The following is a 15119-nucleotide window of genomic DNA, read 5'->3' on the forward strand; positions in this document are numbered from 1 at the left end:
CGGCCGCCCTAGCCCAGCGCCCCCTCGATCGCCGCAGCGATGCGCCTGAGGCCCGCGGGCACGTCGCCGCCCTTGATGTGGACCCGGAGCGCCCGGCGCCCGCGCTCGGCCAGCACAGCGAAGTCGCCGCGGGCCTGCGCGGCCACCACCGTGCCGAAGCCGAGCTTGCGCCCGGGGATCGCGAGGTCCTCGGCCGGGTCGGCGGTGATCTGCACGAACACGCCGGAATCCGGGCCGCCCTTGTAGGCCTGCCCCGTCGAGTGCAGGAAGCGGGGCCCGAATTCGAGGCAGGTCGCCACGCGCCGCGCGTCGCGCAGGCGCAGCCGCGGCGCCTGCAGGATGCGGTGGTTGCCCAGGTTGCGGGGCACGTAGGCGAGGAGCGCGACGTAGTCGCCCTCCTTGAGCCGGGCGAGCTGCGCGCGGATCCCGGCCTCCAGGCCCTCGCGCGCCTCGGGCAGCGCACCGGCATTGGCCGGGTCGGCGTAGAGGGCGATCGTGTCGTCCTCGAACAGCGGCGTCTCGGAGGGCAGCGCGCCGCTCTCCTCGGCCGCCGCGAACAGCTTCTTCGTCTCGATCTTGCTCGCCTCGACGTCGGGCTGGTCGAACGGATTGATGCCGATCACCGCGCCCGCCACCGCGGTCGCCATCTCGAAGCGGAAGAACTCCTGGGGCAGCTGCTCCGCCGTGTCGAGGGTGATGCGGGCGACCGGATGCCCCTCGCGCTCCAGGTTGCGCACCGCCTCGTCCTGCTGCGCGTCGGCGAACCCGTCGAGGCGCAGGTAGACGAAGAAGCGGTCGCGCCCGTAGACGGCCGGCACGTCGACGGGCTCGCCGTCGATCGGGATCAGGCCGTGGCCCTGCTTGCCCGTCGATTCCGCGATGAGCTGCTCGGCCCAGGCGCCGAAGGTGGCGATCGCCGGCGAGGCGATCAGCGTGACCTTGTCGCGGCCCTCCGTGACGGCGGCCTGGCCCATGGCGGTGCCCAGCAGCACGCCCGGATTCTGGGCCGGCGGCACGGCCGGCCCGCAGGAGCGGACCATGATCCGGGCGATGCCCAGGAACTCGGCGACGTCGATGCCGATGGCGGCGGCGGGCACGAGGCCGAAGGCCGAGAGCACGGAGTAGCGCCCGCCGATCTGCGGCACGCCGTGGAAGATCTTCTCGAAGCGGTCGTCCTTGGCCGCCTTCTCCATGGCGGAGCCGGGATCGGTGACCGCCACGAAGTGCGATCCGGCCTCGTCCCCGACGACCTCCCGCATGCGGGCGAGGAAGTAGTCGCGGAAGACGTTGGGCTCCAGCGTCGATCCCGACTTGCTCGCCACGATGAAGAGGGTCGAGGGCAGGTTCACGGCGGCCTCGACGGCGCGGACCTCGTCCGGGTTCGTCGAGTCGAGGATGCGCAGCTTCGGGAAGCCCTCGCGCTGGCCGTAGGTCTCGGCCAACACCTCCGGCCCGAGGCTCGACCCGCCCATGCCGAGCACCACCGCGTCCGTGAAGCCGCGGCCCTTCACCCAGGCCGCGAAGTCGGCGTAGTCGGCGGCCTTCTCGAGCTCGTCCTCGACGATGCGCAGCCAGCCGAGCCAGCGGTCCTCGTCGGCGTTCGACCAGACGGTCCTGTCATGCGCCCAGAGCCGGCGGACGGCGCCGCTCGCGCGCCAGGACTCGACGGCCTTGCCGGCCTCCGCCTTCAACCCGTCCGCGAGGCTGAGGGTCTGGCCGTCGAGGCGGGCGCCGAGCAGGGTGGCGCGCTTCTCGGCCACCGCGCCGAGGAGCTTGTCGGCGGCGTCGATGAAGAGCTGCACGCCCTCCTCGACGAGCTGGCGGGCCACCGCCTCGATGTCGATGCCGGCTCGCGCCAGCCGCTCCATCACGGCGCGCGCGCCCTCGACGTCCTCCTCGATGGTGGCCCGGACCGTGCCGTGGTCGCGGAAGGCGTCCATCGTGGCCGGCGGCATGGTGTTGACGGTGTTGGGGCCGATCAGCTCCTCGACGTAGAGCACGTCCGAGTAGGCCTTGTTCTTGGTCCCCGTGGAGGCCCAGAGCAGGCGCTGCGCCTTGGCGCCCTTGCCCGCGAGCCGCTGCCACTCGGGGGCGGCGAAGATCCGCTTGTAGCTCTGGTAGGCGAGCTTGGCGTTGGCGATGGCGACCTTGCCCTTGAGGGCCTCCAGCGCCGCCTTCTCGTCCGGGTCGTTGGCCGCCGCGATCTTCTCGTCGAGCGCCTTGTCGACGGCCGAGTCGATGCGGCTGATGAAGAAGCTCGCCACGCTCGCGACCCGGGAGACGTCGCCGCCGTTGCGGTCGAGCTCGGTCAGGCCCTCGATGAAGGCGCGGGCCACCGCCTCGTAGACGCTCTGCGAGAACAGGAGCGTGATGTTGATGCTGATGCCCTCGGCCGTGAGCTGGCGGATCGCGGGAAGCCCGTCGGGCGTGGCCGGCACCTTCACCATCAGGTTGTCGCGGGCGACCGCCTTGTGCAGGCGCCGCGCCTCGGCGAGCGTCGCCTCGGTGTCGAGGGCGAGGTAGGGCGAGACCTCGAGGCTCACGTAGCCGTCGGCCCCGTCGCTCGCCTCGTAGACCGGGCGCAGCACGTCGGCGGCGTTCTGGATGTCGGCGATCGCCAGCCCCTCGTAGAGGTCGATCACCCGGTGGTCGTCCGCCCCCTGCGCCTCCTTCAGGGCCGGGTCGTACTCGCTCGACGAGCCGATCGCCTTCTCGAAGATCGCCGGGTTCGAGGTGACGCCGCGCAGGCCGTCCTCCTCGACGAGGGCCTTCAGCCTGCCCTCGGCGATGAAGCCGCGGGCCACGAAGTCGAGCCAGACGGCCTGATCCTGTTCGGTGTGAAGGGCCTTGAGCGCGTTCATGCCGATCGATCCTCGCAGTCTGTGGCGGGCGGTCCGCCGAGCAGGGCGGACCGGAAGGGGGAGGGCGGTGCGAGATGTGGCGCGCCGCGCCGCATCCGCCAGCCCCGGTCCTCCGGGGAGGCTATGCGCGCCGCGCGCCCCGTCAATCGCGCCCGCCCACTCCGGAGGGCGCGCGGCGCGACGTTCAGCGCCGGTGCTTCCTCACTTGGTCGCGAGCAGCCTCCAGGACCTTCTCCGGCGTGAAGCCGAACTTCCTGAGGAGGTCCTTGAGCGGCGCCGAGGAGCCGAAGGTGTGCATGCCGATGATCGCGCCGCTCGATCCCGCGTAGCGGTCCCAGCCGATCACCGAGCCCTGCTCCACCGCGACGCGGGCCAGCACGTCCGGCGGCAGCACGCTCTCTCGGTAGGCTTCCGGCTGGCGCTCGAACAGGTCCCAGGAAGGCATCGAGACGAGGCGGGCCTTCACGCCCTCGCCCTTCAGCGCCTCGTAGGCGCCGACGCAGAGCTGCACCTCGGAGCCCGAGCCGATCAGGATCACGTCCGGCGTGCCGTCGCAATCGGCCAGCACGTAGGCGCCCTTCGCCACGCCCGCGGCGCCCGCGTACTGCGTGCGGTCGAGGGTCGGCAGCGGCTGGCGGGACAGCGCCAGCACCGCCGGCTGGTCCTTGAGCGAGAAGATCACCCGGTAGGCCTCGGCCACCTCGTTGGCGTCGGCGGGGCGGAGCGTCACGAGGCCGGGAATGGCGCGCAACGACAGGAGCTGCTCCACCGGCTGATGGGTCGGCCCGTCCTCGCCGACGCCGATCGAGTCGTGCGTGAAGACGTGGAAGATCGGCAGCTCCATCAGGGCGGCGAGGCGGATCGGCGGCCGCATGTAGTCGGCGAAGACGAGGAAGGTGGCGCCGTAGGCCCGCAGGCCCACGAGGCCGAGGCCGTTCACGATCGAGCCCATGGCGTGCTCGCGCACGCCGAAATGGATGTTGCGCCCGCCCGGCTCGAAGGGCGCCAGCGTGCCGGCCCCCTCGAACTCGAGCTTCGTCTTGTTGGAGGGCGCGAGGTCCGCCGAGCCGCCGAGCATGAAGGGGACGTGCTGCGCGACGGCGTTGAGCACCTTGCCGGAGGATTCGCGGGTGGCGAGGCCCTTGGCGTCGGCGGGGAAGACCGGGATGTCGCGGTCCCAGCCCTGGGGCAGGCGGCCTTCGAGGAAGGCGGCGACGTCCTCGGCGTGCTCGGCATCGGCCTCCCTGGCGGCCTTCAGGAAGCCTTCCCACTGGGCGAACAGCTGGGCGCCGCGGGCGCCGATCCCGTCGCGGAAGTTCTGGACGACGCCGTCCGGCACCAGGAACTGCGCGTCCTCGGGCCAGCCGTAGGCGCGCTTGGCGCCCCTCACCTCGTCCTCGCCGAGCGCGTCCGAGTGGGCCTTGGCGGTGTTCTGCTTCTTGGGCGCGCCGTAGCCGATGATCGAGTTGACGATGATGATCGTCGGCCGGTCGGAGGATTGCAGGAAGGTCTCGAGCGCCGCCGAGACCGCGTGCACGTCGTTGGCGTCGGCGACCCGCAGCACCTGCCAGCCGTAGGCCAGGAAGCGGGTGGCCACCTCCTCGCCGAAGGCGAGCTCGGTGTGGCCCTCGATGGTGATGGTGTTGTTGTCGTAGATCCAGCACAGGTTCGACAGGCGCAGGTGCCCGGCGATGGAGGCGGCCTCGCCCGAGACGCCCTCCATCAGGTCGCCGTCCGAGCAGATCGCGTAGACGTTGTAGTCGAAGAGCGGCAGCTCCGGCTTGTTGAGGCGCTCGCCGAGGAAGCGCCCGCCCATCGCCATGCCGACCGAGTTCGCGACGCCCTGGCCGAGCGGCCCGGTGGTGGTCTCGACGCCGGTGGTGAAGTGGTACTCGGGGTGGCCCGGCGTGCGGCTGTCGAGCTGGCGGAACTGCTTGATGTCGTCGAGCGACACGGCGGGCTCGTTGCCGCCATCCTCCCGCGCCACGCCCGCGAGGTGCAGGAGCGCGTAGAGCAGCATCGAGGCGTGGCCGGCCGAGAGCACGAAGCGGTCGCGGTTCGGCCAGTGCGGGTGGGCGGGGTCATAGCGCAGGTAGCGGTTCCAGAGGGTGTAGGCGACGGGCGCGAGCGCCATCGGGGCGCCCGCATGGCCGGAATTCGCCTTCTGCACCGCGTCGATCGCCAGCGTCCGGATGGTGTCGATGCTGAGCTTCTCGACCTCGCTCAGGGCCGCCTTGGGGCCCGTGTCTGCTCCGCTCATGTCTGGTCTTCCTGAAACTTGAGACTGCTGCGTCGTTCGTCGTCAGGCGCCGGCCGGCGCCGCTGCGGCGGGGACCGGCGCGCCGCCCGCGCGCCCGCTCTCCTCCGCCGCCTCCCGGTCCCGCATCCGCTCCTCGGCCCGTTCCTTGGCCGGGCCCTCGGCGCGGCTGTAGTTCAGGATGGTGTTCACCAGGGCGACGTGGCTGAAAGCCTGCGGGAAGTTCCCGACGAGGCGCTTCTCCTCCGGATCGTACTCTTCCGCAACCAGCCCGAGGTCATTGCAGACCCCGATCAGACGCTCGATCAGGGCGCGCGCCTCGTCCCGCCGGCCGAGGCCGATCAGGTTGTCCGCGTACCAGAAGCTGCAGGGCAGGAAAGCGCCCTCGCCACCGGGCAGCCCGTCCGTCCTCTGGTTCTCGGTGTCGTAGCGCAGGACGAAGCCGTCCCGCATCAGGTGCCTGCCGATCGCCTCGACGGTGCCGACCACGCGGGGATCGTCCTGGGGCAGGAAGCCCATATGGGCGATCAGGAGCAGGCTCGCATCGAGCCTCTTCGAGCCGTAATACTGCACGAAGCTGTTGAGTTCCCGGTCGAAGCCCTTCTCGCAGACCTCGGCGTGGATGCGGTCCCGGAGCTCCCGCCAGCGGTCGAGCGGCGCGTGGCGGACGGCGCCGCGGTTCTCCTCCAGGGCGCGGATCGCCCGGTCGAAGGCGACCCAGGCCATCACCTTGGAGTGCACGAAGTGCTTGCGGCCGCCGCGCACCTCCCAGATGCCCTCGTCGGGCTCGCTCCAGACCTGCTCCAGGTGGCTCATCAGGGCGAGGCCGACGCGCCAGCCGTCGCGGTCGTCGGGCATGCCGCGGCGGCGCGCCTGGTAGAGGGCGTCGAAGACCTCGCCGTAGACGTCGAGCTGGAACTGCGCGACCGCGGCGTTGCCGACCCGCACCGGCCGCGAGTTCTCGTAGCCGGGCAGCCAGTCGAGCTCGATCTCGGGCAGGAGCCGCTCGCCCGCGATGCCGTAGAGGATGTGGGCCTGCTCCGGGTTGCCGGCCACCGCCCGCAGGAGCCAGGCCCGCCAGGCGCGCGCCTCCTCGATGAAGCCCGCATCCATCAGCGCGAGCAGGGTGAAGGTCGAGTCGCGCAGCCAGCAGAACCGGTAGTCCCAGTTGCGCACGCCGCCGAGCTGCTCGGGAAGCGAGGTGGTGGGCGCGGCCACGATCCCGCCGGTCGGCATGTAGATCAGCGCCTTGAGGGTGAGGAGCGAGCGCTTGAGGATGTCGTCCCAGTGCGTGCCGCAGGCGCAGTGGCGCGACCAGTCGCGCCAGAAGGTGTCGGTCGCCGCCAGCACCTTGCGGGGCTCGATTGGCGCCGGGTCCTCCTCGTGCGAGGCGCCGTAGCTCAGGGTGAAGGCCACGGTCTCGCCCGCCTTGACCGTGAACTCGGAGACCGTGGTCTGGTCGACCCCGTGCAGCGCGGCCTGGGTTCGCAGGACGAGCTTGTGCGGCCCCGAGATGGCGCGCAGGTCGCCCCACTCGTTGTGGGAGACCCAGGGGACGGCCGAGCCGTAGTCGAAGCGGATCGCCAGATCCATCCGCATGGCGACCCGTCCGTGCACGCCCTCCACGAGGCGGATCAGGTGGGAGCCGTCTGCGGCCGGCATGTAGTCGGTGACGAGGACCTCGCCCTCGCGCGTCACGTGCCGCGTCTCCAGGATCAGTGTGTCGTCGCGGTAGCGGCGGTGCGTCTCGACGTGCTTGGCGACCGGGGCGAGACGCCAGAAGCCGTGATCGCGCGTGCCGAGGAGCGCCGCGAAGCAGGCGGAGGCGTCGAAGCGCGGCCAGCACAGCCAGTCGACGCTGCCGTCCCGGCTGATCAGCGCCGCGGTGCGGCAATCGCCGACGAGCGCGTAATCCTCGATCCTGGATGCCATCCCGGCTCCTGTGCCTGCGCGCCGCGGCGGCCGGAGATCCGGGCGGGAACCGGCGGGGCCGCGATCCCCGTGCAGGTAGGTCCGGCCGTGCGCACGGTAAAGCCTGCTCACAGGATTGCGCGCGGTCGCACGCTTCGTGCGCCGGGACGTACGGCCCTGAGACGGGCGGCCGGGGCAGGACTACCGCAGTCGGTCCACCACCACGCTCACCGAGCCGCCGAGGGCGGAAGCGCCGGTGCGGACGAAGCCGGCGGCGCGGTCGAACGCCCGGTCGACCGCGCGCACGGCCGGGGCGAACGGCAGGGCGAGGCGCGGCAGCAGCGTCTCCTCCTGCTGCATCGCCTCCTCCGCATCCACGGGCGCCTCCGCCGCCCGGGTCGCGGGCGGGGCGTCGCTGCGGCGCGGGCCGGCCTCGGAGCAGGCGGAGCAGGGCGTGCGCCGTGCCGCGGCGAGGCGGGGGGCCCGGGCGGGAGCGGCGGCGACCCGCGGCTCGCAGGGCAGCAGCGGGTAGACCTGCGCGAAGGCGAGGGCGGCCGGCGCGCGCACGGCCTCCGCGGAGCCGTCCCCGGCGACCGGCGGGCGGAAGGAGAGCGCGTCGATGAGCGGCGCGGCCTCGGCCAGCACCGCCTGAACCGGGACGCTCGCGGCCCCGGCAGCCGGCGCCGACGGCTCGCGGCAGAGCAGCGAGAGCGCCGCGATCGCGACCGCGGTCGCCAGGGTCGGCAGGAAGGGCAGGGTGGTGCCCGACGCGGCGTCGGAGCCGTCGCTCGTCGCGCGCAGGGCGGGGATCGGGTCTCGCTGCATCATGCGACTCACACCCCTCGCCTCGGTCGGTTCGGGGCCGAGGATGCGCCCCACTTTGCGGCGGAACCGGGGCCGTTCTCTTTCCGGTCGGTAACCGTCCGCGACCGGTCGATCGAGGCACGCGGCTTGCGTCCGGCACCGGCGCCGCCCGACCGGCGCGGCAGGAACGCCCTCGACCATGCGCCTCTCGCCAGCGATGCCCCGAACCGGGCCCCGATGACCGAATCCAGCCTCACCGTCGCCGTGATCGACCCGAGCCGGGCCCGCGCCGCCATCCTCGAGGAGGGCCTGCGCGCGGCCGGCGTCGGACGCGTCGTCGTCATCCCCGACACCGCCGACCTGATGGAGCGGGTGGCGAGCCTGCGGCCCGACGTGGTGGTGATCCACCTGGAGAGCCCGAGCCGGGACATCCTGGAGCAGATGTCGGGCGTCTCGCGGCAGGTGGAGCGCCCGGTGGCGATGTTCGTCGACCGCTCGGACGCCAGCATGATGCAGGCCGCCGTCGACGCGGGCATCTCGGCCTACGTGGTGGACGGGCTCCGGCCCGAGCGCATCAAGCCCATCCTCGACATCGCGATCCTGCGCTTCAACGCCTTCGCGCGGCTGCAGCGCGAGCTCACCGAGGCGCGGGGCGAGCTCGCCGACCGCAAGCTCATCGAGCGGGCCAAGGGCATCCTGATGAGCATGAAGGGCCTGTCCGAGGACGAGGCCTACAAGCAGCTGCGCCGCAAGGCCATGAACGAGAAGCGCAAGATCGCCGACATCGCCCGCGCCATCGTCACGACCGCGGACCTGCTCGGATGAGGCTGCATCTCGGCTACGTCCCGCTCCTCGACGCCGCCCCCCTGATCGCGGCGGCCGAGTTCGGCTTCGCGGCGGAGGAGGGGCTCGACCTCGACCTCTCGGCCGAGCCCTCCTGGGCGACGCTGCGCGACCGGCTGGCCCTCGGATACCTCGACGGGGCCCACATGCTGGCCCCGCTCGCGCTCGCGAGCGCCCTCGGGCTCAGCGGGCCGCCCGCCGACCTCGTGGTCCCGCTCGGGCTCAACCTCAACGGCAACGCCGTGACGCTCTCGAGAGGGCTCTGGGAGGCGATGGCTCCGGCCGACGACGAGCCGCAGAGCGCGGCGCGCGCCTTCGCGGGCCTCGCCGAGGCCCGGCGGCGGCAGGGGCGCCCGCTCGTCCTCGGCACCGTGCACCCGTTCTCCTGCCACACCTACGCCCTGCGCCACTTCCTGGCGCTGGGCGGCCTCGACCGCGCCGCGGTCCGGCTCGTGGCCGTGCCGCCCCAGCACTGCGTCGAGGCCCTCTCCCGCGGCATCGTGGACGGGTTCTGCGCGGGCGCGCCCTGGAACGGGGTGGCGGTGGCGGCCGGGATCGGCCGCATCGCGGCGCTCGCCTGCGAGATCGTGCCGGACGCCCCCGAGAAGGTGCTCGCCCTCTCGGCCCGCCTCGGCGAGGGCGCGCTGCCGCTCGTGCGCGCGGTCGCCCGGGCGGGCCTCTGGTGCGCGGAGCCCGGCAACCGGGACGAGCTCGCCCACCGCCTCGCGGCCCGGTCCTGGCTCGGGCAGGAGGCGGGGCTGATCGCCCGCTGCCTCGCGGGCGAGATCGTCCTCGACGGGCGCGGCCGGCGGCGGCGCGCGCCCGGCTACATCCGCCTCGGCCGCCCGGCGCTCGAGCCGGGTGCGGCGCAGCTGCGCTGGCTGCTCGCCGAGATGCGGGAGGCCGGCCAGATCCCGGCCGGCGAGGGCGCCGCCGGAACCTTCGAGGCGGCCCGGCGGATCTACCGCCCCGACCTCCTCGCCGCCTGCGGGCTCTGAGGGCGCCGGCACGCTCACGCAACGGTGACGGGGAGCGGGCGCGAGAAGCGCGATGGTGCCCGAGCGTACGCGGAACGGTCGGGCACGGAATCCCGTTTATTTCCGCCATGCCCAGCTGCAGCCGCTTCGCCAGCTCCTCCCACGCGCACCGCCCCGGGCGGGGACGGGTCGAGCTGTCGCGCTACGTGCGGATCCGCGCCGTGCCGCCGCGGGCGGCCAACGACAACCGCACCGGCGCGCCGCAGCTCTGGCGCTGGGCCATCGCGCTGGGCACGGCGCCCACCCTCGCCGTCGCGCTCGCGCTCTCCTTCCTGATCTGACGCGGCGGACCCGCGGGCGTCGAGGCGGGCGTCCTGCCTGCCCGCTTCGTGCGCAGCCGGACGCCCGTTCTTTGTGCAGTGCACGCGAAGCGGGGGCCGGGCTCGTCCGGCCGCCTCCTTCGATCTCCCGCCAATCTCCCGCGATGCCGGCGCCGCACGGCGCCTCGCCCCGGGGCGGGACGGCCCGGGCCGGGCCCGTGACGCCCGGATCGCGTCTGGCACGGAACCTGCTCTGATCCTCCCGTCCGTCAACGGCGACGGGCAGCACCGTCAGCGAGGCCGCTGATCCGGTCGACTCGCGGGGTGCGACCCCGCGGGGCCAGGACCGGCAGCGGCTTTCTCATGCGCGCCCGACGGCCCGCCACCCATCACCCGAGGACGAGACCCGACACGCGATGGCGATTCTCCGGACGGACCCAGGGGCGGGCGCGCGCGAGCGCCTCCTCGTCGTCGGCAACGGCATGGCCTCTCTGCGCTTCCTGGAGCGCCTGACGGAGCGCGCACCGGGCCGCTACGACGTCACCGTGGTCGGGGCCGAGCCCGTCGCCGCGTACAACCGGGTCCTGCTCTCCTCGCTGCTCGGCGGCGAGGTCGACGAGGCGGCCTGCGCCTTCCGCGGCCTCGACTGGTACGAGGACCACGGCATCCGCCTCCTCACCGGCGCCCCCGTCACGGGCATCGACCGCGCGAGCGGCCTCGCGATCGTCGGCGAGACCCACGTCCTCCCCTTCGACAAGCTGGTGCTGGCGGTGGGCTCCACCCCGATCCGGCTGCCCAAGCCCGGCATGGACCTGCCCGGCGTCATCACCTTCCGCGACCTCGCCGACGTCGCCGCGATCCGCAAGGCGGCGGTGGAGCACGCCCGCGCCGTCGTGATCGGCGGCGGCCTTCTCGGCCTCGAGGCGGCGGTCGGCCTCGCGCGGCGCGGCATCGACACCACGCTTCTCCACGTCATGGACCGGCTGATGGAGCGCCAGCTCGACCACGCGGCCGCCGGCCTCGTGAAGCGGGCGCTGGAGGCCCGCGGCGTCGGGGTGATGCTGAAGGCCGACACCGCCGCGGTGGAGGGGGGAACCCGCGTCGAGCGCCTTCGCCTGGCGGACGGCACCGTGCTGCCGGCCGACCTCGTGGTGGTGTCGGTGGGCGTGCGCCCCTCGGTGGCGCTGGCGAAGGCGGCCGGCCTCGCCACGAGCCGCGGCATCGTGGTCGACGACCGGATGACCACCTCCGACCCCCGCATCTTCGCGCTCGGCGAGTGCGCCGAGCATCGCGGCCAGATCTACGGCCTCGTGGAGCCCGCCTACGAGCAGGCCGAGACCTTGAGCCGGCACCTCTCCGGGGAGGCGGCGAGCTACCAGGGCACCGCGCTCGCCACGAGCCTCAAGGTCTCGGGGCTGCCCGTCTTCTCGGCGGGCGTCGTGGACACGCCCGAGAGCGCCGAGGCGATCCTGCTCAGCGATCCGGGCGCGGGCCTCTACCGCAAGCTCCTCGTGGAGGAGGGCCGGCTGATCGGCGCCGTCTTCGTCGGCGACGTCGCCGAGCAGGGCTGGTGCAAGGACCTGATCCGCTCCGGCGAGCCCGTCGCCGGCCATCTCGACGATCTCATGTTCGGGCGCCGGGCGCCCCGGACCCTCGCAGCGTGACGGAGGCTGTTCGTGGCTGACGACTTCAACACCGAGCAGAAGCGCTATCTCGAAGGCTTCGCCTCGGGCATCGCGGCCGCCCGGATGACGGGCGGGCTCGCCCTCGGGCAGGCCCCGGCCGGCGCCGCGACGGAGCCCACGGGGCCGGACGCGATCCACATCAAGGCGCAGGAGAGGACCGTCAAGGCGGGCGGCAAGCTCTGCGAGCAGGAGAAGTGGAAGCGGGCCGAGAACCCGTTCGACGGCCACAACCGGCTGATCGCCGAGGCCGCCGCCGGCGCGACGCCGAAGCCCGAGGACAATTTCCGCTGGCGCTATCACGGCCTGTTCTGGGTGGCGCCTGCCCAGACCTCCTACATGTGCCGGCTTCGCATCCCGAACGGCATCCTGCACCACTGGCAGTTCGCCGGAATCGCCGACCTCGCCGACGCGCACGGGGGCGGGTACAGCCACGTCACCACCCGCGCCAACCTCCAGGTCCGCGAGATCGCGCCCGAGCACGGCCAGCCCTTCCTCGACGGGCTGATCGACCTCGGCCTCACGGCCCGCGGGGCGGGGGCGGACAACATCCGCAACGTCACGGGCTCGCCGGTGGCCGGCATCGACGCGCAGGAGCTCCTCGACACGCGCCCCCTCGCCAAGTCCTGGCACAACTGGATCCTGAACGACCGCTCGCTCTTCGGCCTGCCGCGCAAGTTCAACGTCGCCTTCGACGGCGGCGGCATCCTGCCCGTGCTGGAGGAGACGAACGACATCGGCTTCCAGGCCGTCGAGGTCACGGAGGGCGCGAGCGTCGCGCCGGGCGTGTGGATGCGCCTCGTGCTCGGCGGCATCTCGGGCCACAAGGACCTCGCCCGCGACACCGGCATCGTGCTCAGGCCCGAGGCGTGCAACCGGGTCGCCGACGCGATCCTGCGCGTCTTCATCGAGAACGGCGACCGCACGAACCGCAACAAGAGCCGGATGAAGTACGTCCTCGACGCCTGGGGCTTCGACAAGTACCTCGCCGCCGTGGAGGAGAAGCTCGGCGCCAAGCTCGACCGGGTCGAGCCCGCCCACGTCAAGCCGCGCGGCGGCTTCGACCGCTACGCCCATGTCGGCGTGCACAGGCAGGCCCAGCCCGGCCTGAACTGGGTCGGCGTGGTGCTGCCCGTCGGCAAGATGACGACCGACCAGATGCGCGCGCTCGCCAGGATCGCGCAGGAATGCGGCGACGGGCAGATCCGGCTGACCGTCTGGCAGAACTTCCTGTTCTCCGGCGTGCCGGACGCCCGGGTCGCCGAGGTCGAGGCGCGCGTGGCCGCGCTCGGCCTCACCACGAAGGCCTCGAGCATCCGCGCCGGCCTCGTCGCCTGCACGGGCAACCGCGGCTGCAAGTTCGCGGCCTCCGACACGAAGGGCCACGCGCTCGTCATCGCCGACTACATCGAGACGCGCGTGCGGGAGCTCGACGTGCCGGTGAACCTGCACCTCACCGGCTGCCACCATTCCTGCGCCCAGCACTACATCGGCGATATCGGGCTCATCGGCGCCAAGGTCGTCGTCTCGGACGAGGGCGACACGGTGGAGGGCTACGACATCGTGGTCGGGGGCGGCTTCGGCGACAGCCCGAAGATCGGCACCGAGATCTGGAAGGCGGTCCGGGCGGAGGATTGCCCGGGCCGGGTCGAGGCGCTGCTGCGCGCCTACCTCGCGGGCCGCCAGGGGCCCGCCGAGAGCTTCCAGGCCTTCACCGCCCGCACGGGCCCCGATTCCTTGCGTTCGCTGGCCGAAGACCAGCCCGTCCTGAAGGCCGCAGCATGAGCGAGCACGTCACGCCTCCCCTCGTCCTGATCCCCGAGACGGCCCCGTTCTCGGCGGACCAGCGCTCCTGGCTGTCGGGCTACTTCGCGGCGCTGCTCGGTCCGGCGATCGAGGGCGCCACCGCGCTCGCGCCCGGCGAGGCCCCCGGCGGGCCGGCCCTCGCCGACAACGGCGACGCCCCCTGGCACGACCCCTCGCTCGGCCTCGGCGAACGGATGGAGATGGCGAGGGACCGCTCCGAGCCGCAGAAGCTGATGGCGGCGATGGCCCAGCAGGATTGCGGCCAGTGCGGCTACAACTGCGCCGACTACGCCAACGCGATCTTCCTCCGGAACGAGGAGCGCCTGAACCTCTGCCAGCCCGGCGGCAAGGAGACGCTCCGGATGCTGAAGAAGCTGGAGGAGGAGTTCGGCGCGGGCGGCGCCTCGAAATCCCCCGCCGGCGACGCGGAGGCCGCGCCGAGGGCGGTCGAGCCCGGCCCGCTCGGCTACTGCCGCGAGAACCCGGTCGAGGCGACCTTCGTCTCCCGCACGCGGCTCAACGCGCCGGGCGGCGAGAAGGAGACCTGGCACATCGAGATCGACCTGTCGGACACGCCGATCACCTACACGGTCGGCGACTCGCTGGGCCTGTTTCCCGCCAACGCCCCGGCGCTCGTCGACGCGGTGATCGCCGAGCTCGGCGCCCGGCCGGAGCGGATCATCGCGGGCAAGACCCTGCGCCAGGCGCTGCTGACCGACTACGCGCTCGGGTCGGCGCCGGACGGGCTCTACCAGCTCCTCTCGCTCCTGACCTCGGGCGAGGCCCGGAAGAAGGCGCAGGCCCTCGCCGCCGGCGAGGATCCGGACGGGGACGCGGCCCATCTCGACGTGCTCGGCGCGCTGCACAAGTTCCCGGGCGCGCGCCCCGACGCGGAGGTGTTCCTGGAGGCCCTCGACGAGCTGCAGCCGCGGCTCTACTCGATCTCCTCCTCGCCCAAGGCCGATCCGGGCCGGGTCTCGCTCACCGTCGACGCGGTGCGCTACAACCACCGCTCGCGGCTGCGACTCGGCGTCGCCTCGACGCATCTCGGCGAGCGCCTGCCCGAGACCACCACGGTCAAGGTCTACCTGCAGAAGGCGCACGGCTTCGCGCTGCCCGACGATCCCTCCAGGGACGTCGTCATGTGCGGGCCGGGCACCGGCATCGCCCCGTTCCGCGCCTTCCTGCGCGAGCGCGCCGCCACGCGGGCGCCGGGACGCAACTGGCTGTTCTACGGCCACCAGCGGCAGGCCTCGGACTTCTTCTACAAGGACGAGCTCAACCGGCTGAAGGACGACAAGGTCCTGACCCGCCTCTCGCTCGCGTGGTCGCGCGACGGGACCGAGAAGACCTACGTGCAGGACCGCATGCGCGAGAACGGCGCCGAGCTCTGGAAGTGGCTCGAGGGGGGCGCCCATTTCTACGTCTGCGGTGACGCCAAGCGCATGGCCAGGGACGTGGAGCGCGCGATCATCGACGTCGCGGCCGCGCACGGGGGCAAGAACCCGGACGAGGCGGTGGCCTACCTCGCCGCCCTCAAGAAGGCCGGCCGCTACCAGGCCGATGTCTACTGACCCGCGCACCGCGCTCCCTCTCCCGTTCGGGAGAGGGGCAAGGTGAGGGGTGCGACCTCTCCGGATAAACCTGAACCCCTCACC

Annotated in this window: 10 protein-coding genes; 6 read left to right on the forward strand and 4 right to left on the reverse strand. The window is 72.9% G+C overall.

The features are described from left to right. Positions 1-8: 8 nt before the first annotated feature. The 4 genes from MOX02_RS17235 to MOX02_RS17250 form a co-directional block, all read right to left on the reverse strand. Entirely contained in the window at positions 9-2861 is a 2853-nt protein-coding gene (locus MOX02_RS17235) for a bifunctional transaldolase/phosoglucose isomerase (protein WP_147027030.1), read from the reverse strand. A 184-nt stretch (positions 2862-3045) separates the two neighbouring features. Next, positions 3046-5121: a transketolase gene (gene tkt, locus MOX02_RS17240; RefSeq protein WP_147027031.1), complete on the reverse strand. Its 2076-nt coding sequence runs from the start codon at positions 5119-5121 to the stop codon at positions 3046-3048. 42 nt (positions 5122-5163) lie between these two features. Then, a complete protein-coding gene (locus MOX02_RS17245; RefSeq protein WP_147027032.1) occupies positions 5164-7050 on the reverse strand; it encodes a glycoside hydrolase family 15 protein in 1887 nt (628 codons plus the stop codon). 180 nt (positions 7051-7230) lie between these two features. Then, positions 7231-7857 carry a hypothetical protein gene (locus MOX02_RS17250; RefSeq protein WP_147027033.1) on the reverse strand — a complete coding sequence of 209 codons (627 nt, stop codon included), beginning with the start codon at positions 7855-7857 and terminating at the stop codon, positions 7231-7233. Positions 7858-8070: 213 nt separating this feature from the next. Here MOX02_RS17250 and MOX02_RS17255 point away from each other — a divergent pair, with 213 nt between their 5' ends. From MOX02_RS17255 to MOX02_RS17280, 6 genes are all read left to right on the forward strand, one after another. Then, a complete protein-coding gene (locus MOX02_RS17255; RefSeq protein ID WP_147027034.1) occupies positions 8071-8658 on the forward strand; it encodes an ANTAR domain-containing response regulator in 588 nt (195 codons plus the stop codon). Next, positions 8655-9674 (forward strand): CmpA/NrtA family ABC transporter substrate-binding protein, encoded by a 1020-nt coding sequence (locus MOX02_RS17260; RefSeq protein ID WP_147027035.1) that lies wholly within the window; start codon positions 8655-8657, stop codon positions 9672-9674. The genes MOX02_RS17255 and MOX02_RS17260 overlap by 4 nt, the downstream gene beginning before the upstream one ends. A 107-nt stretch (positions 9675-9781) precedes the next feature. Further along, positions 9782-9994 (forward strand): hypothetical protein, encoded by a 213-nt coding sequence (locus MOX02_RS17265; RefSeq protein ID WP_147027036.1) that lies wholly within the window; start codon positions 9782-9784, stop codon positions 9992-9994. A gap of 395 nt (positions 9995-10389) precedes the next feature. Beyond that, complete coding sequence (locus MOX02_RS17270) at positions 10390-11637, forward strand: NAD(P)/FAD-dependent oxidoreductase (protein ID WP_147027037.1); 1248 nt, start codon at positions 10390-10392, stop codon at positions 11635-11637. 12 nt (positions 11638-11649) lie between these two features. Then, a complete protein-coding gene (locus MOX02_RS17275) occupies positions 11650-13440 on the forward strand; it encodes a NirA family protein (RefSeq protein ID WP_147027038.1) in 1791 nt (596 codons plus the stop codon). Beyond that, complete coding sequence (locus MOX02_RS17280; RefSeq protein WP_147027039.1) at positions 13437-15035, forward strand: sulfite reductase subunit alpha; 1599 nt, start codon at positions 13437-13439, stop codon at positions 15033-15035. Before MOX02_RS17275 ends, MOX02_RS17280 begins: the two co-directional genes overlap by 4 nt. The last annotated feature ends 84 nt before the right edge of the window (positions 15036-15119 follow it).

The organism is Methylobacterium oxalidis (assembly GCF_007992195.1).
Classification (GTDB): Bacteria; Pseudomonadota; Alphaproteobacteria; order Rhizobiales; family Beijerinckiaceae; genus Methylobacterium; species Methylobacterium oxalidis.

What these genes read in the sequence shown, in the direction of transcription:
- MOX02_RS17270 (WP_147027037.1), top strand. Translation starts at nt 10,390, where the DNA reads ATGGCGATTCTCCGGACGGACCCAGGGGCGGGCGCGCGCGAGCGCCTC.
- MOX02_RS17265 (WP_147027036.1), top strand. Translation starts at nt 9,782, where the DNA reads ATGCCCAGCTGCAGCCGCTTCGCCAGCTCCTCCCACGCGCACCGCCCC.
- MOX02_RS17280 (WP_147027039.1), top strand. Translation starts at nt 13,437, where the DNA reads ATGAGCGAGCACGTCACGCCTCCCCTCGTCCTGATCCCCGAGACGGCC.
- MOX02_RS17245 (WP_147027032.1), bottom strand. Translation starts at nt 7,050, where the DNA reads ATGGCATCCAGGATCGAGGATTACGCGCTCGTCGGCGATTGCCGCACC.
- tkt (WP_147027031.1), bottom strand. Translation starts at nt 5,121, where the DNA reads ATGAGCGGAGCAGACACGGGCCCCAAGGCGGCCCTGAGCGAGGTCGAG.
- MOX02_RS17260 (WP_147027035.1), top strand. Translation starts at nt 8,655, where the DNA reads ATGAGGCTGCATCTCGGCTACGTCCCGCTCCTCGACGCCGCCCCCCTG.
- MOX02_RS17255 (WP_147027034.1), top strand. Translation starts at nt 8,071, where the DNA reads ATGACCGAATCCAGCCTCACCGTCGCCGTGATCGACCCGAGCCGGGCC.
- MOX02_RS17235 (WP_147027030.1), bottom strand. Translation starts at nt 2,861, where the DNA reads ATGAACGCGCTCAAGGCCCTTCACACCGAACAGGATCAGGCCGTCTGG.
- MOX02_RS17250 (WP_147027033.1), bottom strand. Translation starts at nt 7,857, where the DNA reads ATGATGCAGCGAGACCCGATCCCCGCCCTGCGCGCGACGAGCGACGGC.